22 protein-coding genes and 1 riboswitch are annotated in these 20,424 nt (G+C 46.9%); of the genes, 8 read left to right on the top strand and 14 right to left on the bottom strand.

The window, feature by feature from the left end:
- Positions 1 to 23 precede the first annotated feature (23 nt).
- From R7P35_RS21610 to R7P35_RS21600, 3 genes are all read left to right on the top strand, one after another.
- Positions 24 to 923, top strand: coding sequence for a DMT family transporter (locus tag R7P35_RS21610; RefSeq protein WP_017634359.1), 900 nt, complete (start codon positions 24 to 26; stop codon positions 921 to 923).
- A 66-nt stretch (positions 924 to 989) separates the two neighbouring features.
- Complete coding sequence (locus tag R7P35_RS21605; protein ID WP_005374318.1) at positions 990 to 1,277, top strand: hypothetical protein; 288 nt, start codon at positions 990 to 992, stop codon at positions 1,275 to 1,277.
- Positions 1,278 to 1,430: 153 nt separating this feature from the next.
- Positions 1,431 to 2,021, top strand: coding sequence for a type II secretion system protein (locus R7P35_RS21600; RefSeq protein WP_225474250.1), 591 nt, complete (start codon positions 1,431 to 1,433; stop codon positions 2,019 to 2,021).
- A 37-nt stretch (positions 2,022 to 2,058) separates the two neighbouring features.
- Here the strand turns inward: R7P35_RS21600 and R7P35_RS21595 are convergent, their stop codons facing one another.
- The 5 genes from R7P35_RS21595 to R7P35_RS21575 all read right to left on the bottom strand — a co-directional run bounded on the left by R7P35_RS21595 (position 2,059) and on the right by R7P35_RS21575 (position 4,935).
- Positions 2,059 to 2,586: a GNAT family N-acetyltransferase gene (locus tag R7P35_RS21595; RefSeq protein WP_005374314.1), complete on the bottom strand. Its 528-nt coding sequence runs from the start codon at positions 2,584 to 2,586 to the stop codon at positions 2,059 to 2,061.
- Between the two features lie 33 nt (positions 2,587 to 2,619).
- On the bottom strand, positions 2,620 to 3,087 hold the full coding sequence (locus tag R7P35_RS21590; RefSeq protein ID WP_042522353.1) for an HAD family hydrolase: 468 nt from the start codon (positions 3,085 to 3,087) through the stop codon (positions 2,620 to 2,622).
- 119 nt (positions 3,088 to 3,206) lie between these two features.
- The gene (locus tag R7P35_RS21585) at positions 3,207 to 3,677 is read right to left on the bottom strand and encodes a GNAT family N-acetyltransferase (RefSeq protein WP_169628499.1); all 471 of its coding nucleotides are present in this window, start codon (positions 3,675 to 3,677) and stop codon (positions 3,207 to 3,209) included.
- Between the two features lies 1 nt (position 3,678).
- Positions 3,679 to 4,410: a glucose 1-dehydrogenase gene (locus R7P35_RS21580; protein WP_042522357.1), complete on the bottom strand. Its 732-nt coding sequence runs from the start codon at positions 4,408 to 4,410 to the stop codon at positions 3,679 to 3,681.
- 9 nt (positions 4,411 to 4,419) lie between these two features.
- On the bottom strand, positions 4,420 to 4,935 hold the full coding sequence (locus R7P35_RS21575) for a GNAT family N-acetyltransferase (protein ID WP_025768771.1): 516 nt from the start codon (positions 4,933 to 4,935) through the stop codon (positions 4,420 to 4,422).
- Between the two features lie 270 nt (positions 4,936 to 5,205).
- Here R7P35_RS21575 and R7P35_RS21570 point away from each other — a divergent pair, with 270 nt between their 5' ends.
- The gene (locus R7P35_RS21570; RefSeq protein ID WP_005374302.1) at positions 5,206 to 6,300 is read left to right on the top strand and encodes a NapC/NirT family cytochrome c; all 1,095 of its coding nucleotides are present in this window, start codon (positions 5,206 to 5,208) and stop codon (positions 6,298 to 6,300) included.
- A gap of 22 nt (positions 6,301 to 6,322) precedes the next feature.
- Entirely contained in the window at positions 6,323 to 8,770 is a 2,448-nt protein-coding gene (locus tag R7P35_RS21565; protein ID WP_042522361.1) for a trimethylamine-N-oxide reductase 2, read from the top strand.
- 70 nt (positions 8,771 to 8,840) lie between these two features.
- Here R7P35_RS21565 and R7P35_RS21560 read toward each other — a convergent pair whose 3' ends face one another.
- The 8 genes from R7P35_RS21560 to thiD form a co-directional block, all read right to left on the bottom strand.
- A complete protein-coding gene (locus R7P35_RS21560; protein ID WP_005374297.1) occupies positions 8,841 to 9,566 on the bottom strand; it encodes a phosphatase PAP2 family protein in 726 nt (241 codons plus the stop codon).
- 210 nt (positions 9,567 to 9,776) lie between these two features.
- Positions 9,777 to 10,391, bottom strand: coding sequence for a thiamine phosphate synthase (thiE, locus tag R7P35_RS21555; RefSeq protein ID WP_005374296.1), 615 nt, complete (start codon positions 10,389 to 10,391; stop codon positions 9,777 to 9,779).
- A 61-nt stretch (positions 10,392 to 10,452) separates the two neighbouring features.
- Positions 10,453 to 11,244 carry a hydroxyethylthiazole kinase gene (gene thiM, locus R7P35_RS21550; RefSeq protein ID WP_042522363.1) on the bottom strand — a complete coding sequence of 264 codons (792 nt, stop codon included), beginning with the start codon at positions 11,242 to 11,244 and terminating at the stop codon, positions 10,453 to 10,455.
- Positions 11,245 to 11,256: 12 nt separating this feature from the next.
- Complete coding sequence (tenA, locus tag R7P35_RS21545; RefSeq protein ID WP_025768777.1) at positions 11,257 to 11,925, bottom strand: thiaminase II; 669 nt, start codon at positions 11,923 to 11,925, stop codon at positions 11,257 to 11,259.
- A gap of 54 nt (positions 11,926 to 11,979) precedes the next feature.
- Positions 11,980 to 12,930: an ABC transporter substrate-binding protein gene (locus tag R7P35_RS21540; protein ID WP_025768778.1), complete on the bottom strand. Its 951-nt coding sequence runs from the start codon at positions 12,928 to 12,930 to the stop codon at positions 11,980 to 11,982.
- Between the two features lie 47 nt (positions 12,931 to 12,977).
- Positions 12,978 to 13,778, bottom strand: a complete 801-nt coding sequence (locus tag R7P35_RS21535; protein WP_009706843.1) for an ABC transporter permease — start codon at positions 13,776 to 13,778, stop codon at positions 12,978 to 12,980.
- On the bottom strand, positions 13,771 to 14,526 hold the full coding sequence (locus R7P35_RS21530; protein ID WP_033907185.1) for an ABC transporter ATP-binding protein: 756 nt from the start codon (positions 14,524 to 14,526) through the stop codon (positions 13,771 to 13,773). The genes R7P35_RS21535 and R7P35_RS21530 overlap by 8 nt, the downstream gene beginning before the upstream one ends.
- Positions 14,516 to 15,373: a bifunctional hydroxymethylpyrimidine kinase/phosphomethylpyrimidine kinase gene (gene thiD, locus R7P35_RS21525; RefSeq protein ID WP_005383329.1), complete on the bottom strand. Its 858-nt coding sequence runs from the start codon at positions 15,371 to 15,373 to the stop codon at positions 14,516 to 14,518. Before thiD ends, R7P35_RS21530 begins: the two co-directional genes overlap by 11 nt.
- Positions 15,374 to 15,470: 97 nt before the next feature.
- A riboswitch (TPP riboswitch) is annotated at positions 15,471 to 15,578 on the bottom strand.
- A 311-nt stretch (positions 15,579 to 15,889) separates the two neighbouring features.
- On the opposite strand from thiD, the gene R7P35_RS21520 reads away from it, so the two are divergent.
- Together R7P35_RS21520 and R7P35_RS21515 are read left to right on the top strand one after the other, a co-directional pair.
- Positions 15,890 to 17,275: a TldD/PmbA family protein gene (locus R7P35_RS21520; RefSeq protein WP_025768780.1), complete on the top strand. Its 1,386-nt coding sequence runs from the start codon at positions 15,890 to 15,892 to the stop codon at positions 17,273 to 17,275.
- The gene (locus R7P35_RS21515; RefSeq protein WP_258458251.1) at positions 17,275 to 18,618 is read left to right on the top strand and encodes a TldD/PmbA family protein; all 1,344 of its coding nucleotides are present in this window, start codon (positions 17,275 to 17,277) and stop codon (positions 18,616 to 18,618) included. Before R7P35_RS21520 ends, R7P35_RS21515 begins: the two co-directional genes overlap by 1 nt.
- Positions 18,619 to 18,695: 77 nt before the next feature.
- Here R7P35_RS21515 and trmY read toward each other — a convergent pair whose 3' ends face one another.
- Positions 18,696 to 19,295 carry a tRNA (pseudouridine(54)-N(1))-methyltransferase TrmY gene (gene trmY, locus R7P35_RS21510; protein WP_017634347.1) on the bottom strand — a complete coding sequence of 200 codons (600 nt, stop codon included), beginning with the start codon at positions 19,293 to 19,295 and terminating at the stop codon, positions 18,696 to 18,698.
- Between the two features lie 160 nt (positions 19,296 to 19,455).
- Here trmY and R7P35_RS21505 point away from each other — a divergent pair, with 160 nt between their 5' ends.
- Positions 19,456 to 19,980: a DUF3087 domain-containing protein gene (locus R7P35_RS21505; RefSeq protein ID WP_025768782.1), complete on the top strand. Its 525-nt coding sequence runs from the start codon at positions 19,456 to 19,458 to the stop codon at positions 19,978 to 19,980.
- Positions 19,981 to 20,424: the final 444 nt, after the last annotated feature.

The raw sequence follows: 20,424 nt of genomic DNA, 5'->3' as shown, positions 1-20,424 counted from the left end.
AAACAAGCGTGAGTGAGGCGATCATGTTAATCCGAGCCATCCCTTTTGTATTTGTCATCCTTTGGGCTTCTGGATTCGTTGGTGCGCGTTTTGGTTTGCAATATGCCGAGCCAGCGACACTACTTTCTATCCGTATGGCATTCAATGTCTTATTGTTTCTGGTTCTTGTGGCGGTATTGCGTAGAAGGTTGCCGACAGGAAAAGATTTTTGGCACAGCTGTGTGGTTGGGGCGTTAATCCACGGTTTCTATCTGGGCGGTACTTATTTCGCTATCGCTTTGGGTATGCCAGCGGGGTTGAGTTCGTTGCTGGTGGGCATTCAGCCGATTTTAACCGCGGCTTTGCTGGTGGCGTTTGTTCGTGAGGAATTTAAACCCTCGCAATGGCTGGGTTTGGCTCTTGGTTTTGTCGGTATCGCTATGGTGTTGATGGGCAAAATGGAGTGGCAATCCGAGCAGCACAAAGTGTTGGCCATTGGTTTGTGTTTATTGGCTTTGGTTGGTATCACGCTAGGGACGCTGTATCAGAAAAAACATTGCCAACAAGTGGATATGGTGGGTGGTGCGACGGTGCAATATTTGGCCGCGCTCGTCATGTTTCTGCCCGTTGCGATGCAGTTTGAAACCATGCAAGTGCAGTGGGAACTGGAGTTTATTTTGACTGTGTTGTGGTTGGTCGTCGTGCTCTCTTGTGTAGCTATTCTACTGCTGCTGTACATGGTTAAGAACGGTGCTGCATCGAGCGTAGCTTCTGTATTCTACCTGGTGCCGCCAACGACGGCGATTCAGGCTTGGCTCGCGTTTGGAGAGTCATTTGATTGGATGGGGATTTCTGGTTTCGTACTGGCAGCTACGGCGGTGTATTTGGTGGTTAAAAAGCCGGATCTGACGATAAAGAAATCGATTCAAACAGAATATACCTAAATTGGGTAGGGACATTTGCGTATCAGTGGGTACAATCTGCTTCATCTTAATCCGTGGAGCAGAATGATGAAGGTAAAGCCAGATCGAATGACCGCCATGCGTAGCATCATCGAGCAAGTAAAAGCGGAACTACCAATTTATGAACCAGAAACGTTTGTATGTGGACCAGAAGGGCAGTGCATTGGCTGTCCGAAGAAATTGTTGGAAATGGTCGATTCAGAAGTCACTTATTGGGAGTCAGCCATGGAGCGCGGCATTGTTCCGCAGTTCGATGAGATTCGTCGTTTTGGCAAAATGTGCACGAATGTTCGTCGTGGTCTGGTGCGAAATAATGTGCCTTTACTCAGTAACTAGAGAGTAAAAACCGTCTAATATCTGACACATAGCGTCGTTTTGTTACACTGCTCTTTGGCTGCTGTTCTCAAGTTTGAGTGGTGTTTGTCTCTTCTTACCCCTTAAGCCTTTAATCGTAAGAAATTGGCGATATATTGGCTCGGTCTCACATGGATGTGGGGCTATTGTCTTGGGCTAGTTGAGATAAGAAACGTGAAATCAAAGGGATTTACGCTGATGGAAATCACCATAGTGCTTACCACTTTGGCTTTCATCGCATTAGCTGCTTTACCAGTACTACTCGATATTCATCGCCAAGCATACGCTGCGATGCTGCACAGTTCTCAGTCTTCTTTGGGTACGGCTCTCAAATTCTTTCATGCTCAATCAGTGATTGATAACGCTTACGGCCAAGAGCACGTTCACTACATTGACCGACATGTCAAAACACGCAAAGGCATGCCAGAAGCGAGTGCCGATAGTATTCGAGCTTTGTTAGAAATCGATCTACCAGCCAGAGGTTATTCGAAAATTGACGTGCCGTGCAAAGGCAGTGATTTTTGCATCATCGGTCAGCAGCACCCAAACAGTGCTCATTTTGTCGCTATTCCTGATTATCAGTTCTTAGATAAATCGGGTGTTGATCGCGTGGTGTACATTTGGCCGCAAGGTTACACACTGGCAGAAGAAGCATGCTATTTCTACTACGTGAATCAAGCCTCTAACGATTCAATTGTTCGAGGGTATGTGACGCAAGGGTGTTAATCCCGAATAAGTGTTGCGAACAACGGTTATCGTGAGTCTACAAATCGGGGTTTTTCGAAGGGCTTTGCGCTTTATACAATACCATTTTTTGACTCATCAAGACTTTACCATTTGGCAAGGTCACTTCCCCAAGTTCCCCCTGATGTTCAAATCCAAACCGTTCATATAAAGCAATCGCTGGTGTGTTGGTTGTGTATACGTAGAGTGCGATTTGGTCGTAACCAAATTCCCAACCACGTGCGATCGCGACTGCCAATAGTTTCCGCCCCAATCCTTTGCCTCGGTAGTTTTTGTCGATGTGAATACCAAGAATACCGACGCGAAGGCGTTGCCCTCTTTCGTAACCGCACATCTCAGCTGGGTAGATTTCAACACTACCGATAAGTTTTTGGCGGTCAAACGCGACAAACTGAGGGATGGACTCGTTTTCCACACGTTGCAGGATTCTGCGAAGCGTTGCGTTATCGGGTGCAGGAGAAATCAAAAATTCCCCTTCGGAGTACACTCGATTCCACAGCGCGGTGAAGCGCGCGATATCGCTCACCTTGATGGATCTGATTTGCATTCATCTTCCTTGATTAGTGCAGGTTAGTAACGGTTAGGGGATAAGCTCAGATAAACAACGAATTTGGTTAGGAATGGCTTCGGCTGGTGCATCAGCGCCCGTTGGGTTAAACCAAATTGTGTTTACGCCCGCTTTCATCGCAGGGTAAATATCTTTGTGAGGTAAATCGCCAACCATGGTTATTCCACTCACGTTAACCCCTAACTGTTTTGCGATGGCGAGATAAAACTCAGGTTGGTGTTTAGCGATACCGAGGTTGGCAAAACAAAAATAGCCATTTAAGTATTGGTCTAAGTCGACGCGAACAAATGCACGCTGAACCTCTTCCATGTTGGAATCAGATGCACTGGTCGCAATGTAGATGGGATGATTTTGGGAAAGTATTGCCAGTGTTTTTCTGGCTTGAGGAACTGCTTCTACGTGTTCCCAATCGCACATTTTTCCTTGTGCGTGAGGGAAATCTACCATCAAGGTGTTCCCCCAATCGAAAAGATAAATCATGTTCGAATCTCCTTATCCGCACATCATATCGTCTTTTTCTAAAATCAGGGGGGTAAATTGCATCGATAAATGCGATTTAGGTGGGTTTAGCCGTGAAAAGCGCTTAATTGTCGTTATCGTTACAAATGTTTCAGCATAATGCGTGAGTTAGTTTTAAAACCTTGATTATCGTAAAAGCGCTGTGCTGGCTGATTGAATTCCATCACTTCCAATCGAACTTGTGTGGCATTGGCATCGCGCGCCCATTGCTCACAGGCTTGGAGCAGTTGGCGGCCGATTCCTTGCTGCTTTTGCGCTTCATCGACAACAATTGTTCCCACGCGACAAATTGGGTCTTTGATCAGAAAACTGACGGTGTCGTTTTGGGTGATCATCGCGGTTAAGAAGCCGAGAATTTGCTGTTCGCGTTCGGCAATCAAAAAGAGTCGCTCTTTGTTCTCTAGTGCTTGTGCAAGAAATTCACGGTCAGCTTCTGAAGGCGCAACAAAGGCTTCTGGCGCATTCGCAAAATGCAGTGAATTAATTTGAAAATTAAGCTGAAAAATTTCGTCTAAATCATCGGGAATCGCTTGTCGGATATGGACTTGCATTCTATCTGCCCCCTGCAATATCGATAAATGATCCTGTGATGTAAGAGGCTTCGTCACTTAATAGCCAAGCGATCGCATTTGCCACTTCTTCTACCGTGCCACCGCGTTTAAGAGGAATTTGAGGGCTGAGTCTATCTACTCGGTTTGGTTCTCCGCCGTCGGCATGCATATCAGTGTAGATGAAACCAGGTCGAACGCCATTGACGCGAATATTGCGCTCTGCCAACTCTAGCGAGAGCCCTTTAGTTAAGGTATCCATCGCGCCTTTTGATGTGGCGTAATCGACATACTCAAATGGCGCGCCTGAGCGCGACGCTCCAGAGGAGACATTCACAATTGCACCGCCTGCACTGAATCGCTTCGCCGCTTCTCGACAGCAGAGAAAACAGCTATTCACATTGGTGTTCATTACTTTCTGAAAGCGTTCCAAGCTGATTTCTGACAAAGGCGATTGAGTAAATAGGATGCCAACGTTGTTGACCAAGTGCGTCACTGCACCAAATTCACGTTCTGTTTCATCAAACAAGGAGAGCACTTGCTTCTCATCGGCTACGTCTGCGGCGATGGCAATCGCTTTGCCACCGTTTGCTTGTATTTCTGCCACAACTTGGTCGGCGGCCTCTTGCTGAGTGCGGTAATTAACGCAAACGCGATAGCCTTGCCCGGCCAGCTTTTTCGCCGCTGCGGCTCCAATGCCTCGGCTTGCGCCGGTAATGATGACTACTTTATTCAAAATACGTCCTTATTTTTGTAGTGAGTAGATTTTATCGGCGTAGGGTTTGCCACCAATTTGGTATGCGTCTGGAATGACCTCAATGAGTTCGAAACCACATTTTATCAGGACACGTTCTGACGCAATATTGCCTTCAGTGACCGTCGCGGAAAAGTGGTTGATGTTATGTGTCGAGGTTGCCCAATATAGAAGCGCTTGAAGAGTTTCTGTTCCAAACTGTTGGCCATGAAATTCCGGCAAAAGTAAGTAACCTACCTCTGCCTTACCGTTTTCAATAGCAAAGCCAGTGATGCCGATGGGTTGTTCAGATTGCTTATCGAGTATTACAAGGCAAAGCCAATGCTGGCTATTTGGGGTCCATGGTAATAATCGCGAAGCAAATTTTTCTCTTATTTCTGTTTCGCTGGGACGATCGAAACAGAGCGCAATAACCTCTTGTTCGGAGAGTAATCGTTGAAAGAGTTCCCAGTCACTGGCTTTGATGGGTCTTAATTGGCTTCTGTGCGTCTCGATGTAAACTGACATGCGTGTCCTTACTGCATCAATGTGGAGATTCAGTCTCTCATCCTTTTATCTGTTTAATCAAATAGTTGCATTCATAAAAGTGATTTATGTGGTGAATAGTTGGTTGGGTAATGGATTATTGCCATATATTCATCTTTGAGATGTAAATAACAAAATTTCATACTTGAGGCATACAGAGCAACACGGAAATGATGTGGATCAAGAGAGGACTACCCATAAAGTAGTAATTTGCGACCTATAATTACATTTTATTTGGAAGTGTTGCTAATTATGTCAATAAAAAAACGATATGTTGCACTGCTGGTTGCTGCCGGCATTGGTGTGGGCTGGTTAACTTTGGGGGGGAGTGCGGCAGTAATGCATTACACCTCAGATACTGAATTTTGTCTCTCGTGCCACTCTATGGAAACCCCTTACAAAGAGTACCAAGGCTCAGTGCACTTCAGTAATGCGAAAGGCATTCGCGCGGAATGTTCTGACTGTCATATTCCTCAAGAACCAATGGATTACCTGATCACCAAAATTCGCGCGTCGAAAGACATCTACCATGAATTTGTGACAGGTAAGATCGACACGCCAGAGAAATATGAAGCACATCGTAAAGATATGGCTGAAACGGTATGGGCTCAGTTCCGTGAAAATGATTCAGCGACGTGTCGTTCGTGTCATGATTTCGATGCAATGGAAGAGTTTGAGCAATCACGTGATGCGGCGAAGATGCACGCTTACGCGAAAGCAAACGATCAAACGTGTATCGATTGTCATAAAGGTGTGGCGCACTTTGCACCAGAAGCAGAGCTAGACAGCAAGGCATTTGAAACGTTGATGAGCTTCACCACAAAAACATCACCTAATGCCAAGGTTGTTTACCCTGTGACTGAAATCGCAATGGGTGAGATGGGTAAAATTAACCCAACGACGAAGTTGGAAGTAATCAGCTCTGAAGGCGACAACCGCACTGTTAAGTTGAACGCATTCCAAATGAAAGGCGCAGAGCAAGTGCTTTACATGGGAGAAGGTCAACGTGCCATCGTAGCAACGCTAACAGAGCAAGGCCAACAAGCGCTTGAAACTGGTGAATTTGAGGCAGATGTTTACGGCAACGAATGGCGCGCGGTTTCTCTAACTGGCGCTATTGATTCTCCAGTTGTTGACACGCTTGAACCAGTATGGTCATACGCAGAAGAGTTGGACAACGTTTACTGTGCAACTTGTCACGCGAAAATTCCTTCAAATCACTTCACAGTGAATGCATGGGGACCGGTAGCGAAAAGTATGGGTGATCGAACTGATATTTCAGCCGAGAACCTAGAAATTCTAACCAAGTTCTTCCAGCACCACGCGAAAGATGTGGTTGGTCACTAACGATAAATAGAAGGATAAGATTATGACTAATATGACCCGTCGCGGATTTCTAAAAGGCACTGGTATGGCGGCTGGTGCAATGGCATTCACTTCATTTGCACCTATGTCTGTTGCGTCTTCAAACCAGCGTGGCAAGGGCATTTTGACAGCGGGCCGCATGGGCCCAATGTTATGTGAAGTGAAAGATGGTAAGTTGGCTTCGACTACTAATGCTCTTCCACAAACTGTACCAAATAGTCTACAAACTACTGGGCCTGACCAAGTGCATACCAAGGCGCGTGTGAAGTACCCAATGGTACGTAAAGGCTACTTGGCAAACCCATCGTCGCCAGAAGGTGTGCGCGGTAGTGATGAGTTTGTGCGTGTGTCTTGGGATGAGGCTTACAAGCTGATCCACGAACAGCACATGCGAATTCGCAAAGAATACGGCCCGGCTTCTGTGTTTGCAGGCTCTTACGGCTGGCGTTCAAGTGGCGTGCTGCACAAAGCACAAACCTTGCTGCAACGTTACATGAGCATGGCGGGCGGCTATTCAGGCCACTTGGGTGACTACTCAACGGGTGCTGCGCAGGTCATCATGCCGCACGTTGTGGGCTCTATCGAAGTGTACGAGCAACAAACTACGTACCCAGTGGTATTAGAGCACAGCGATGTGGTTGTGCTTTGGGGCTTAAACCCGATCAACACTCTAAAAATCGCGTGGAGCTCAACAGACTGTGCTGGTCTTGAGTTCTTCCATCAATTGAAAAAATCAGGCAAGACGGTCATTGCGATTGACCCTATTCGTTCTGAAACCATCGAGTTCTTTGGTGAGAATGCGGAGTGGATTGCTCCTCACCCAATGACCGACGTGGCAATGATGATGGGCATCGCACACACCTTAGTGAAACAAGGTAAGCACGATAAAGCCTTCCTCGATAAATACACCGCAGGTTACGACAAGTTTGAAGCGTACCTGATGGGCGAAGAAGACGGCGTAGAAAAATCAGCAGAATGGGCATCACAAATCTGTGGCGTACCTGCGAAGCAACTTGAGCTACTGGCTGACATCTTCAGTAAAAACCGCACCATGCTGATGGCGGGTTGGGGCATGCAGCGCCAACAATACGGTGAGCAGCGTCACTGGATGCTGGTTACACTGGCAACGATGTTGGGTCAAATCGGTTTACCGGGCGGTGGTTTTGGTTTCTCTTACCACTACTCAAACGGTGGTAACCCTGCTCGTGATGCTGGCGTACTTCCTGCGATTTCGGCATCGCTGGGTGGCGGCTCTTCTGCGGGGAACGACTGGGCGGTGTCTGGCGCGGTGCAAAGCTTCCCTGTAGCGCGTATTGTCGAGGCGTTGGAAAACCCAGGTCAATCCTACCATCATAACGGTCATGAACTGACGTTCCCGGACATCAAGATGATTTGGTGGGCCGGTGGTGCGAACTTTACTCACCACCAAGATACCAACCGCTTGATTAAAGCATGGCAAAAGCCTGAACTGATCGTGATTTCAGAGCCTTACTGGACGGCGGCTGCAAAGCACGCGGACATTGTTCTGCCAATCACCACATCGTTCGAGCGTAACGACTTAACGATGACGGGTGACTACAGTAACCAACACTTGGTGCCAATGAAGCAAGTGGTTGAGCCGCAAGGTGAAGCGCGTAATGACTTCGATGTATTCGCGGACATGGCAGAGATGCTAGCTCCGGGTGGCCGTGACGTATACACTGAAGGTAAAACCGAAATGGAATGGCTGTACGGCTTCTACAAGGCGGCGCAACAAGGTGGCCGTGGCTCTCGCGTAGCAATGCCGAACTTCAGCAAGTTCTGGGAAGATAACCAACTGATCGAGATGAAGTGGAACGAGAAGAACGCACAGTTTGTTCGTTACGCAGATTTCCGTGAAGACCCGATCATGAATCCACTCGGTACACCAAGTGGTAAGATCGAAATCTTCTCGAAAACCATTGAAGGTTATCAGTTGGAAGACTGTCCTCCACACCCAACGTGGATGGCACCAACCGAGTACACTGGCAATGCAAAAGACGGCGAGTTGCAGCTAATGACCGCGCACGCAGCGCATCGTCTACACAGCCAGTTTAACTACGCGAAGATTCGCGAAGAGTACGCAATTGCAAACCGTGAACCTATTTGGATTCACCCTGAAGATGCGAAAGCGCGTGGTATTAAAACGGGCGATTTAGTTCGTGCGTTTAACAACCGTGGCCAAGTATTGGTAGGTGCAGAAGTGACTGACCGAATCAAGCAAGGTTCAGTGTGTATTCATGAAGGCGGCTGGCCGGATCTGGATCCGAAAACCGGCATTTGTAAGAACGGCGGTTGTAACGTGTTAACGTTGGATATTCCGACCTCTCGACTTGCAAACGGCTGTGCGGCGAACTCGGCGCTGGTTCGTATTGAAAAATACACTGGCCCAGAATTAGAACTAACAGCGTTTGAACCACCAAGAAATGGTTAGAAAAAAGTAGCGTTTTAAAGCAAGAAGCCAGCGAATCGCTGGCTTCTTTTTTATCTAGTAATCGTTCAAATTAGCGCGAAGCGAGAGAAACAAATGGCATCTGTTTCTTAATTTGAAATGTCGGGAGTAAAGTAAATACAATCGCGACAAACAAGACTGAGCCTATTAAATCTTCAGGGCGATGCATCCCCAGCCATAAGCGGCTATATGCGACGCTCATTCCCCACATCCATAATGACAGTGCAGAGATATAGCACTTGTTCTGTAAGAACAACCCGCCAAAGAAAGCCAAACAAATCGAAACGAAAATCGTATGGCCGGATGGGAAAGAATAGTCTTTCTCGCCTTGCCAATGGCGCGTTCGCCAATCACTGACGTGTTCAGAAATCTGGTTAATTACGTTGGCTTGCTGCTTTGTATCCAACTGATAAAACGCGTCTGGGTGCTCAATCAATTGTTCTGCTGCGAGCAATTCCGTGTAGGGACGCGGGCTTTCTGTCATCAGTTTTAGCCCCGTTTTGCTGGCAAAACCAATCACCAGTAACAACCCTAACATTGAGAGTTTTTGTATCCACTCAATGCGACTTGGTTTAAAGCGAAATAAAGAAAGCAGTAGCAGTGTTAACGTAATTAAAAAGCCTTTGCTACCAGCAGAATCTGTGAGCAAAGTAAAAGTAATACCCAGACTTTCCGGCACCTGTGAAGTGAGATTGTGATAAGAGCCAAACAGCGACATTGGGATGATGCCAAGAACAAACAAGGCGAGCATCATCAATCCATATTTTTTGGTTTTCATTGAGAGCGTTTTGTTTTTATTGAGGGTTATTCAACCACGTGAAAATAAGGGGCTTATCTTACGTTATCTGGCGTGAAAAACTTATCAACGCTCTGTCAATTCGAGCGTGAAAGTGACATTGCAGCTCTTCGTTGTGAAAGGAGAGGTTGTTGAAAGTACTGAAAGGCAAACGCGCTCATCCATAAGCGCTTTGTTCAGGCGTGAGCAAGGTTAGCTCATCAACCCTAATAAATATTCCGATGCGGCTTTTGGATCTTCTGCGTGGCAAATCGCTGAAACCAAAGCTAAGCCATGAACACCAGTGGCGCTGAGTTGCGGAATGTTACTTTCGTTAATGCCGCCAATGGCAACAATCGGCAGTGAAGTCGTCTCTAACGCCATCTTCAAGCCATCAATACCCCAGAACTTCTTGGTGTTGGTTTTGGTCGGCGTCGCGAAGATTGCGCTCAAGCCGATGTAATCAATCGGAAGAGAGTCCGCTTCTGCAAGCTGCTCTTCATTTTCGATGGATAAGCCGAGGATTTTGTTTGGTCCAATCAACTCACGAGCGATAGTTGCGGGCATGTCTGATTGCCCGAGGTGAACCCCATCGGCATCAACTGCCAGTGCAACATCAACGCGGTCATTGATGATCAAAGGCACATTGGTATCTTTAAGGATGTCTTTCACGGCTTGAGCACGTTCGATAAACGCACGCACATCGCCGTGTTTTTCGCGGACTTGTACCATGGTCACGCCACCTTCCACGGCTTTTCTCACAACACGCTTTAGTGTGGCTAAATCTTGTTGGTCATCGGTGACCAAATATAAACGATAGGCGTTCATTTTGTTTCCTTTGGGCCTCTCATCTACAGGGAGTGAGAGGCCGGTATTTGTTAGAGAAAGCTTAACTCACTTGGAGTTTTAGGCGTTTTGCCAGTGTTTCTTCATCCAGTTGGTAAAGCTCATCCAACAGGTTCATTTGCAGACTGCCTGGCCCTCGCGCTTGCTCAGCCGCAATTTCACCCACAACGCCCAGTACCGCCGCGGCAGCAAGTCCGGAGTGATCACCAACAGCAGCGAAAGCACCCGTCAGTGCCGTGAGCGTACAGCCCATTCCTGTTACGTATGGCATCATCTCGTGACCATTGTTCAGTTGCACGGTTTGCCCTTTCGTGACGATGTAATCAGTCTCGCCAGAAATCACCACACTTGCACCATACTCTGAAACTAAGAAGTTCGCTGCGCCAAGTGCTGCGTCGCTGCTGTCTAACGCATCGACGCCTTTGCTTTGTGCTTGCTCGCCAGCGAGTGCAATGATTTCTGAAGCGTTACCTCGGATGATGAGTTTGTCTGCAAGGCGTGCGATTTCACGTGATGTCTCGGTACGTAGTGAGCTTGCTCCGCAACCGACAGGATCGAGCACAACGATTTTACCATTGGCATTGGCTTGCTCTACGGCATAGCTCATACGCGGTGTCCAAATGCTGTCTAGGGTACCGATGTTGATAACCAGTGCGCCAGCGAACGACATCATCTCTGCCATTTCCTGCTTGGAGTGCGCCATGATTGGAGAAGCACCAATAGCCAATAGGGCGTTTGCCGTGTTGTTCATCACCACGTAGTTAGTGATGTTGACGACTAATGGCTTTTGTTGGCGTACTGCGGTTAATGCTTGGGTGATTTGTTCAATTAACATGAGACTCTCCGATTAACCTTGCTGAGCGTTCAGACCTTGTTGCCAGAATGCCACTTCCATACGCGTTGCGGTTTTGAATACCTGAATCAGGTTTTGACCACGCTGGCTATTGATATCGATTTCCGCCAATAACTGGTTAAAGTGTTCTGCACCTTTTGCGACACCAGATTGGAATTCCTCACCACCGTAGAGGTTGATCCAACTTGCGTATGGATTGCCTTCGATTACCGTGTTCTCACTTTCAATCAGCATCTTACCGATTACGGCATAACCGATAGAACATGGTGCCAGTGCCGCGTATAGATCAACAAGATCGCCCGTCATTCCTGCATCCAACACGTAGCGGGTGTAAGCCACAGTGCCGAAATCTTCTGGCTCGTTTTCTAGGTCGGATTCCGTCAGTCCCCATTGCTCACAGTAAGTCACGTGATGGGCAATTTCAGAATCGAGCAATGCATGTACGCTTGGTAGGGCGCGGCGCATGTCATCCAAAGTACGCGCTTTGTAGATCGCTAATGCGTAAGCTCGCGCGTACTGTTTTAGGAAAAGAAAATCCTGCTTTAGGTAATGCAGAAAACAAGGCTGAGCCAGAGTGCCTTGCGCTAATTGCTGCACGAAAGCATGCTCAGTGTATTCTTGCCAATCTTGGCGGCAAGCGTCGATCAAATCTTGGTATTTCATTATGGGTATCTCGTTATCAAAAGACCCTAGGCTTAGATCCTAAGGTCAGTAGAATTAGTCAAAGTTCGGTACGTAATCTTTCGCTTTTGGCAGTGTTTCGATGATTTTTTGTGAATACATGAACTGCGCGTAATCATCGTAGCGCTTCAGATCTACAGCAGATGGACGAAGAGCGAAACGAGTTAGCGTGTCGTTCCAAGCGCGTTGGTTAAGCTCGTTGTTGAGGGTGTCTGGTGAATAAGCCACGAACTCTTTCCACGACTCTTTTGGATGGTTAACGATGTAAGTGGTTGCTTGCTCTAGTGCTTTGTTGAATGCTTTGATGGCTTCTTTGTTGTAGGTTTTCGCATTAGCTACGAAAACTAACTCATCATACGCTGGCACGCCGTGTTCTTCAGGGAAGAAGGCTTTAGCTTTATAACCTTCTAATGCCAGTTGGTTGGTTTCGAAGTTACGTAGACCGCCCCAAATCGCATCCACCTTGCCAGACGCAAGAGACGAAGACAGCGCCCAACCTACGTTGATGATTTGTACGTCAGAAAACTTCACGTTCTCTTGCGCAAGCATAGTGCCGATTGTCGCTTCTTCGTTGCCTGCGATCGCAATACCGATCTTCTTGCCTTTCAAGTCGCCAAGCTTTTCATTCTTACCGTTATCTAGCACCATCAGCGTGTTGAGTGGCGTAGCAATCAACGTCGCAGAGCGGATTAGTGGTAAACCAGCCGCGACATCGATAGTTAGGCTTGGTTGGTAAGAAATCGCCATGTCGACTTTACCCGCAGCGACCAACTTAGGTGGTGTGCTTGGATCTGCAGGCTCTTGAATATTGACCTTCAAACCTTGCTCTTTGAAGTAACCACGCTCTTTGGCAATCACGATAGGACCATGATTTGGATTGACGAACCAATCCAACATCAGTGTCATCTCTTTTTCTGCTGCAAGCACATTGGTTGATACCACTGAAGCGAGTAGAGCAGCAGCGCTCATAAGTTTGTTTTTATTCACGGGGTTCTTCCTTTTCTTTCCCAATTTTCTTTGGTTATTTTCTGTAATTACTTGCTTTCCCAAGGGATGGCTTTTTTCAATAATTTATCGGTGATGAAGTAGAGTGAGATAGACAGCACGGCGAGGATAAACAGCGCCGCAAACATCTCGTCAATGATCATGCGAGCGTTAGCTTGGAGCATCAGATAACCCAAGCCTTCACTTGAACCTACCCACTCACCGACCACTGCTCCAATTGGCGCAATAACGACGGCAACACGAATACCTGAAGCTAACGTTGGTAGCGCGGCTGGCAATTGAATATGACGAAGTAGCTGCCATTTAGACGCGCCCATGGTCTTGGCAAGATCGAGGTAACCTGTTGGTGTATTGCGTAAGCCGTCGTAGCAACATGTCGTGACGGGGAAAAAGATGATGATTGCCGCCATAACAACTTTTGAAGCAATGCCGTAACCCAACCAAAGCATGAGCACTGGCGCGATGGCGAACACAGGGATCGCTTGGCTAGCAATCAGAATGGGCAGTAACCAACGCTTCAGCGGTTCGAACATCAGCATTTGCAATGCGAACAGCAAACCCATTGATAATCCAAGCGCCAAACCAAGTAAAATCTCTTGCGCGGTAACCCAAGTATGTTTGAGCAAGACATCGTAACGAGTGACCAATCTATCCAGCACTTCAATTGGTGAAGGTAAGATGAAGCTTGGCATGTCGAATACCACAACAACCAACTGCCACAATCCCAAGATCACCGCTGTGCTAATGACCAAGCGCAGAGCCGGATGGGTCACGCGTTCTTTTTTACTAATGCGTGCCGAAACGGAGTTGTACTGAGTCATATCACTCATAGTCTTTCTCCAGTTGATCCAAAATCGCTTGTTGTAACGCCGCGCACTCTCCATCGAGAACTCGGGGCGGCTTGGAGTCTGGAACGACCAAGTGCTGAGCTTGCGCAGGTGTGCCTTGCAACACATAGAGTTGGTGAGCTAATCGCACCGCTTCTTGTGGGTCGTGGGTAATCAGAACAACCGTCTTATCTTTCAGCAATTCGGCAGACAAGGTTTGCAACTTATGACGAGTAACCGCGTCCAGTGCAGAGAAAGGCTCATCCATCAGAACTAGAGGCTTGTCTTGCATCAGAGTGCGAGCAAGGGCAACACGTTGTCTCATGCCGCCAGAGAGCTGAGCTGGCTTAGCATCCGCGTAATCGGCGAGTCCCACTTGGCTTAGTAAAGTCAGTGCACGTTGTCTATTTTGCTCTGGTGCTTGCACTTGAGAAAATCGAGAACTGAGGCAGACGTTGTCTAACACATTCAACCACGGTAGCAATAAATCCTGCTGAGCCATGTAAGCGATACGGTCATGCAGTGCAGCGCCATCCGTTGTGATGAGTTCGCCATGCCAGTCAACTTGGTCATCCAGTAGGCCAGCTAAGTAACGCAATATTGTGGTTTTCCCGCAGCCACTGCGACCAAGTAACACTGTCCATTGATTAGCAGGAATAGTCATACTCAACCCTGCTAGCGTTGGTGTTTGGCTGTCTTTGTATCGCAGACTAGCATCGGAAAGCTGAATGCCAATCGCGTTAGCGAACATAAGTATGACCCGCAAAAAAGTGGTTCACAGGGCCATGGCCTTTACCTACATCCAATTCATCAGCGTGTGCGATAGCTTGGCTGATGTACTGCTTACCCAGGTGCACCGCTTTGTGTAGGTTGTTGCCTTGGCCAAGATAAGACGCAATGGCGGAAGAAAGTGTACAGCCTGTGCCATGAGTGTTTTTGGTTGGAAATCGCTTGGCGCTAATTAACTCGGCACTGTCTTGCATGATAAGCAGATCGTTGCTGTTTTCATTTTCTTCAAGGTGACCGCCTTTGAGCAGAATAGCTTTGGCGCCAAGCGCACGAAGGTCGGTAATCATATCGTTCATTTCAGATTCTGATTGAGGCATTGGCTTACCCGTCAATGCTGCGCCTTCGGGTAGGTTAGGGGTAATGATGTCTGCGAGCGGAATCAATTCTTCTTTTAAAGTGCTGATTGCCGACTGTTCCAGTAATAGATCGCCGCTGGTGGCCACCATCACAGGGTCAATCACGAGGTGTTTTGGCTGGTATTGTTTAATTTTGTCTGCAACGACTTTGATGATGTTGGAATCTGCCAGCATGCCCACTTTGACTGCAACGATGTTGAGGTCGGTAAATACTGCATCAAGTTGGCTCTCTACATGGTCGAGAGGAATGGGGAAAATCGCAGAAACGCCTTGGGTATTTTGCGAAGTAATCGCCGTGATTACCGAGCAAGCAAAACTGCCGGTTGCGGACATCGCTTTGATGTCGGCTTGAATACCTGCACCGCCACCACTGTCTGAGCCCGCGATGGTCAATACGATAGGGGTAGGCAAGGCTGGCGTGTGATGTGAATGAGGTTGTGATTGCTGCGTCATGGTCGCTCCTACTACAAGACGTATAGGAACTGACTTTGACCGTTGCAGATAGATCGATTTTTCGATCGCTATCGCTTACCTAAGAGGGGCGACGAAAGGCAAAGTGTGCATAGTTCCCTACGTCAGTGCTAACTGAATCAGGTTCAACGGGTCTCGAATTTCGATCTCAGCCAACACTTGTCGTGTGGCCCCCCGACTATTTCGTTCGGATGATAGCAGGACCATTGCGGAAGGGATACGTTTTTTGAGCGTAATTATAATGAGTATTCAATTATGCGAGGTGAGTGATAAAGTAAGCACCTAAATGGTTTGCTGGGTGGAATTTACTAGTGCAACGCTCTGGTGAATGAGCAGAACCTGGAATATTTAATAAATAATCGTGGTCTCGTTAAGCAAGGATTAGCACAAAACAAGGTTAAAAAACTGTTAAAATTTAACGTGTTGCCAATTTAACTTTGTTGAACTTTTTCACAGTTAATTAGGATGGCTAAGACGATCATCGAGCAAGGAGACTTCATGCTTAATTCTGTAACAGCGAAGTCAGTGATCGATCATGCGCTCTTTTTGGGGGCTGATTTCGCTGAACTATTCGTTGAACATCACCAAACCAACACTGTCCAGATCGCATCTGGTGAAGTGGATAAGGTTAACTCGGGTATCGATTTTGGTATCGGTATTCGTCTTTTTTTCGGTCATAAGGTGCTTTACGGTTACACCAACAGCACAGATGAAGCCGAACTAAAGCGCGTAACCTCGCTGCTTGCTGCAAAAGACAAGCGTGAGCAAATCGCGTCAGCGGGTTCTTTGAATTTGAACCGCTACCCAATCCAACATGGTTGCCGCATGCCACTAAGTAAGGATGCTAACCTAGATTCAAAAATCGCGTTTCTATTGAAAGTTGACCAAGCCGCACGTGCTGAGAGTGAGCATATCAGCCAGTTTATTGGCAGCGTGCTTCAGCGTGAACAACAAGTGTCTATCTTCAACTCAGAAGGTCTACACGTTGACGATACTCGTCATTACATCCGAGTTGCTGGTAATACCGTCGCTCAAAAAGGTAATGAGCAGTCTTCTGGTATGGAAGGTCCTGGCGCTCTTGCTGGTTGGGAATTCAGTGAACAGCTTGATGCCAAAGAGCTAGGTCAAACTATCGCGCAACAAGCGTTGGTAAAACTTGGCGCGGATGCTTGTCCATCGGGTGAAATGCCAGTGGTAATTGGTAACGGCTTTGGCGGCGTAATCTTCCACGAAGCGTGTGGTCACTTGCTAGAAACCACTTCAGTTGCGAAGAAAGCTTCAGTATTCCACGACAAGATGGGCGAAATGGTTGCTCACACCGCGGTGAACGCAGTCGATGATGGCACCATGACCAACGAATGGGGCTCGATTCACGTTGATGATGAAGGTATGAAGACTCAGCGCACTCAGTTGATCAAAGACGGTAAGCTAACCAGCTTTATGGTCGATAAAATGGGTGGCATGAAGACAGGTTACGAACCTACGGGGTCTGGTCGTCGTCAAAACTACAAGTTTGCACCAACCTCGCGTATGCGTAACACCTTTATCGAAGAAGGCGAGCATTCACTTGATGACATGCTGGCAGGCATCGAGCGTGGTATCTATGCGAAGAAGATGGGTGGTGGTTCGGTTCAACCGGGTACGGGTGAGTTTAACTTTGCTGTTCGTGAAGCTTACCTCATTGAAAATGGCAAAATCACCAAACCTCTGAAAACAGCAACGCTGATCAGCACGGGTCCAAAAGTGTTGAAAGAAATCAGCATGGTCGGCAGAGACATGGCGCTTGCGCCGGGCATGTGTGGTTCAGTAAGTGGTTCAGTACCAACAACAGTCGGTCAGCCAACGCTGAAAGTCGATAACATTCTGGTAGGAGGCGGTAACTAATGAGCCAAGAACAACAACTTCTCAATGCGGTTGATTACGTCCTATCAGAAGCAAAACGCCAAGGTGCAGAAGCGGACGTCATTGTAAACCGCAACAGTAGCTTTTCTTTGAAAGCGTACCAAGGAAAGCTGGATGAGTACAAAGTAAGCTCAAGCCAAGTTCTGGGTGTTCGTGTTGTGAAAGATGCGCGCGTTGCGACAAGCTACTCTGAGTCGTTAGAACAACCAAGCTTAGATTTGATGCTGACTAATGCACTGCAAAGCGCTCGTTTTTCCAAGCAAGATGAACATCAGACCATTAGTTGTGTGAACAGCCAAATCACGACTGACGTGGCTGAGATTGCTCAAGAAGACACAACTTCGGTTGATGAAAAAATTGAACTGTCTCTCGCACTTGAGCAAGGCGTAGTGGCTCTGCCTCACGCTTCTAGCGCACCTTACAATGGTTATAGCGATGGCGAAACACAACTGATCATTGCCAATACTCAAGGCACATTGTGTCAACACTTCGAGCGCTCGTTCACTTGTTACGCGTATACCTTGTTTGAAAAAGACGGCAAACAGTCAATGGCGGGTAGAATGTCACTTGGTCGCCGTTTTGATGAGTTGAATCCAGCTTACTGTATAGAAGGTGGCTACAACCTTGCTCGTGATCTTCTGGAAGGCGCTCCGGTTGCGACAGGTAACTACCCTGCTATTTTCCACATCAATGCGCTAGCAAGTTTATTCGGTGCTTTCGGCAGTGCTTTCTCTGGCGTAAGCGCGATGAAAGGCATTACGCCACTGGGTGACAAGCTTGGTCAACGTGTTGCGAGTGATTTAATTACCTTTACTGATACGGCTTACATGCCAAATGGTATGGCAATCGCGAGTTTTGATAGTGAAGGCTTCGCTACTCAAGATAATGTCATGATTGCTAATGGTGAGTTGAAAACCTTGCTACACAACAGCCAGACCGCAAGTTACTTGGGCGCAGTCTCGACAGCAAGTGCCGCTCGCGGTGCAAAATCGAGCCTAGACGTATCAGCGAATCACAAAGTTATTGCGACGGGTAACAGCAGTGCGTCAGAAGTAAAAGTGGGTGAGTACCTAGAGTTAGTCGAACTTCAAGGTGTCCATTCTGGTGCGGATGCAGTGAGTGGTGATTTCTCATTTGGCGCGAGTGGTTTCTTGTGCCGTGATGGTAAGCGCATTCAACCAGTTCGTGGGATCACGGTAGCGGGTAACTTCTACAATATGCTGCAAGAAGTTGAGGCAGTAGGTGATACTCAGCTAATTAACGATAGCCGAACTTTCTTCTCGCCAGACGTTCGTTTTGCTCGTTTGAGCATTGGTGGTAAGTAAACTTAGCATTACTATAGAAACAAAAAGAGGACTCAATAGAGTCCTCTTTCATTATCTAGCAACGTGTGCGCGAATAACTAGAATTCGCGTATGTCCAACTCATTGTGGATCAATACTACACACTGAGAAGCGAAAAGCATCTTAGGACCTAAGCTGATCTTCTCTGTGCCAAGGCGCTTTAAGCTGTTAAAAGACTTTTTCGGCATCGGTATATGGTCAGTTAGCAAGAAACATGGATTTTCACCAATTTCTGCATCACGAACAAATTCGCCTTTCTTATCCAGCATATATAGTTGGTGATCTTCTGCCAGTTCTTGTACTAGGCGTTCAAAGCTCACTGTACGAACGGTAATACCAGGTTCGACTTCACGAAGTTGCTCTTTACCCATACCAACCGAAGCATCCAAAGCGCGAGCCACTGCTGCAATCAAGGTTGACTCATGGAAGCCGCCAATGTTGGTGATGTCGTTGGAGCGAATAGTAATGGTGCGTGAGAAATCTTTTGTGCTTTCTAAAACCAAGTGAACAACCACATCTTCACGGTGTGATTGAGCAACGAACATCGTGTTCATCATGGTATGAGCAAGAATCTCTGTATGCGCTTCATTACCAACACCTTCTAACAGTGCTTTGCTGGTGGTTGGCGCCGCGCGAGCTCGTAAAACAAAAGAGCGCATGAATTTAGCCTCTATATAGGAAGAGTGAATGCGCGGAAGTATATACCCAAGCAGGGAAGGGATGCGAGTTTAATAGCAAATGTGAACTTACTTACAAAGCTTCGATTGTGGAGCTGGGTGTGCTGGCTAGAATAGGAGGCAACCCTGTTAGGAGTGGTATATGGAAATCAAACAGATAAATAAAGACATTTATAAAAAGAAAGTAAACCTTGTGATTGGCGGTTTTGTTGCGTTGCTCGCCATCTCCTCTCTTGCCTTTAGTACCTTGTTGATTGTTTTGTTTGGCAACACTGAAGTCGTACCAGAACAATCAACGGGCAATTTCCATTGGAATTTGATTGGTGTCGTTCTCGCAGTTGCAACTTCCCTCTCTTTATTGAATCAAATTAAAACTCGACCATACATGGAAGAAGTGCTGTACGTTTGGAAACTCAAGCAGCTGCACAACAAGATCTTTCGTAAACTAAAAAGCATTAAAGTAGCCGCGAACAATGGCGATGTAAAAGCGCTGACGATCCTTAAGTTCTACTATACGACTCAAAGTCAGGTGTTTGAGCTAGACAACAACACACTGACGATGAGCAGTGTAAATAAAGAATTGGAGGCTATCGAGCAAATCGAAGCGGCGCAATCAATGAGTCTCGATATCACAGGCTTTGAAGAGTCTTGGCTAGACACATATTGATTGCCTATTTGCTACTTGAAGTTAACAACTGAGTGCTAAAAATAAGCGTTTGAGTGAGATTTAATCATCCGACGCTTTTTTTTGATTTTTTTTCTGAAAAGGGGTTGCCAAGAAAAATCATCTCCCTATAATGCGCCTCCGTTGTCAGGGCAAAGCGGAAACGCAAAAGCGGTTGGCAAGAAGGCGAAAGAAAACTTCTAAAAATTAATTTAAAAAAGTGTTTGACACTGAAAATTAATTCCTTAGAATACGCCTCCGCTTCGATAGCAAAGCTTACGAAGCAAGCTCTTTAACAATATAGACCTATCAATCTGTGTGGGCACTCGTTGATGATAATCCAATTAGATATTTCTTTCTTAACGGAAAGCGGTATCAAATTAGGTTTCAATGAAACGAAGTGACCATTGAATCGAAAGATTCAGCACAGTCAATTCAAACATTACT

The organism is Vibrio sp. Vb0304 (assembly GCF_033338995.1).
Classification (GTDB): Bacteria; Pseudomonadota; Gammaproteobacteria; order Enterobacterales; family Vibrionaceae; genus Vibrio; species Vibrio alginolyticus.
This window is presented reverse-complemented; position numbering and strand designations above follow the sequence as displayed.

Bases quoted from the DNA above. Each gene is read 5' to 3' on its own strand.
- R7P35_RS21610 (WP_017634359.1), top strand. From the start codon at position 24: ATGTTAATCCGAGCCATCCCTTTTGTATTTGTCATCCTTTGGGCTTCT.
- R7P35_RS21605 (WP_005374318.1), top strand. From the start codon at position 990: ATGAAGGTAAAGCCAGATCGAATGACCGCCATGCGTAGCATCATCGAG.
- R7P35_RS21600 (WP_225474250.1), top strand. From the start codon at position 1,431: ATGTGGGGCTATTGTCTTGGGCTAGTTGAGATAAGAAACGTGAAATCA.
- R7P35_RS21595 (WP_005374314.1), bottom strand. From the start codon at position 2,586: ATGCAAATCAGATCCATCAAGGTGAGCGATATCGCGCGCTTCACCGCG.
- R7P35_RS21590 (WP_042522353.1), bottom strand. From the start codon at position 3,087: ATGATTTATCTTTTCGATTGGGGGAACACCTTGATGGTAGATTTCCCT.
- R7P35_RS21585 (WP_169628499.1), bottom strand. From the start codon at position 3,677: ATGCAAGTCCATATCCGACAAGCGATTCCCGATGATTTAGACGAAATT.
- R7P35_RS21575 (WP_025768771.1), bottom strand. From the start codon at position 4,935: ATGTCAGTTTACATCGAGACGCACAGAAGCCAATTAAGACCCATCAAA.
- R7P35_RS21570 (WP_005374302.1), top strand. From the start codon at position 5,206: ATGTCAATAAAAAAACGATATGTTGCACTGCTGGTTGCTGCCGGCATT.
- R7P35_RS21565 (WP_042522361.1), top strand. From the start codon at position 6,323: ATGACTAATATGACCCGTCGCGGATTTCTAAAAGGCACTGGTATGGCG.
- R7P35_RS21560 (WP_005374297.1), bottom strand. From the start codon at position 9,566: ATGAAAACCAAAAAATATGGATTGATGATGCTCGCCTTGTTTGTTCTT.
- thiE (WP_005374296.1), bottom strand. From the start codon at position 10,391: ATGAACGCCTATCGTTTATATTTGGTCACCGATGACCAACAAGATTTA.
- thiM (WP_042522363.1), bottom strand. From the start codon at position 11,244: ATGTTAATTGAACAAATCACCCAAGCATTAACCGCAGTACGCCAACAA.
- tenA (WP_025768777.1), bottom strand. From the start codon at position 11,925: ATGAAATACCAAGATTTGATCGACGCTTGCCGCCAAGATTGGCAAGAA.
- R7P35_RS21535 (WP_009706843.1), bottom strand. From the start codon at position 13,778: ATGAGTGATATGACTCAGTACAACTCCGTTTCGGCACGCATTAGTAAA.
- R7P35_RS21530 (WP_033907185.1), bottom strand. From the start codon at position 14,526: ATGTTCGCTAACGCGATTGGCATTCAGCTTTCCGATGCTAGTCTGCGA.
- thiD (WP_005383329.1), bottom strand. From the start codon at position 15,373: ATGACGCAGCAATCACAACCTCATTCACATCACACGCCAGCCTTGCCT.
- R7P35_RS21520 (WP_025768780.1), top strand. From the start codon at position 15,890: ATGCTTAATTCTGTAACAGCGAAGTCAGTGATCGATCATGCGCTCTTT.
- R7P35_RS21515 (WP_258458251.1), top strand. From the start codon at position 17,275: ATGAGCCAAGAACAACAACTTCTCAATGCGGTTGATTACGTCCTATCA.
- trmY (WP_017634347.1), bottom strand. From the start codon at position 19,295: ATGCGCTCTTTTGTTTTACGAGCTCGCGCGGCGCCAACCACCAGCAAA.
- R7P35_RS21505 (WP_025768782.1), top strand. From the start codon at position 19,456: ATGGAAATCAAACAGATAAATAAAGACATTTATAAAAAGAAAGTAAAC.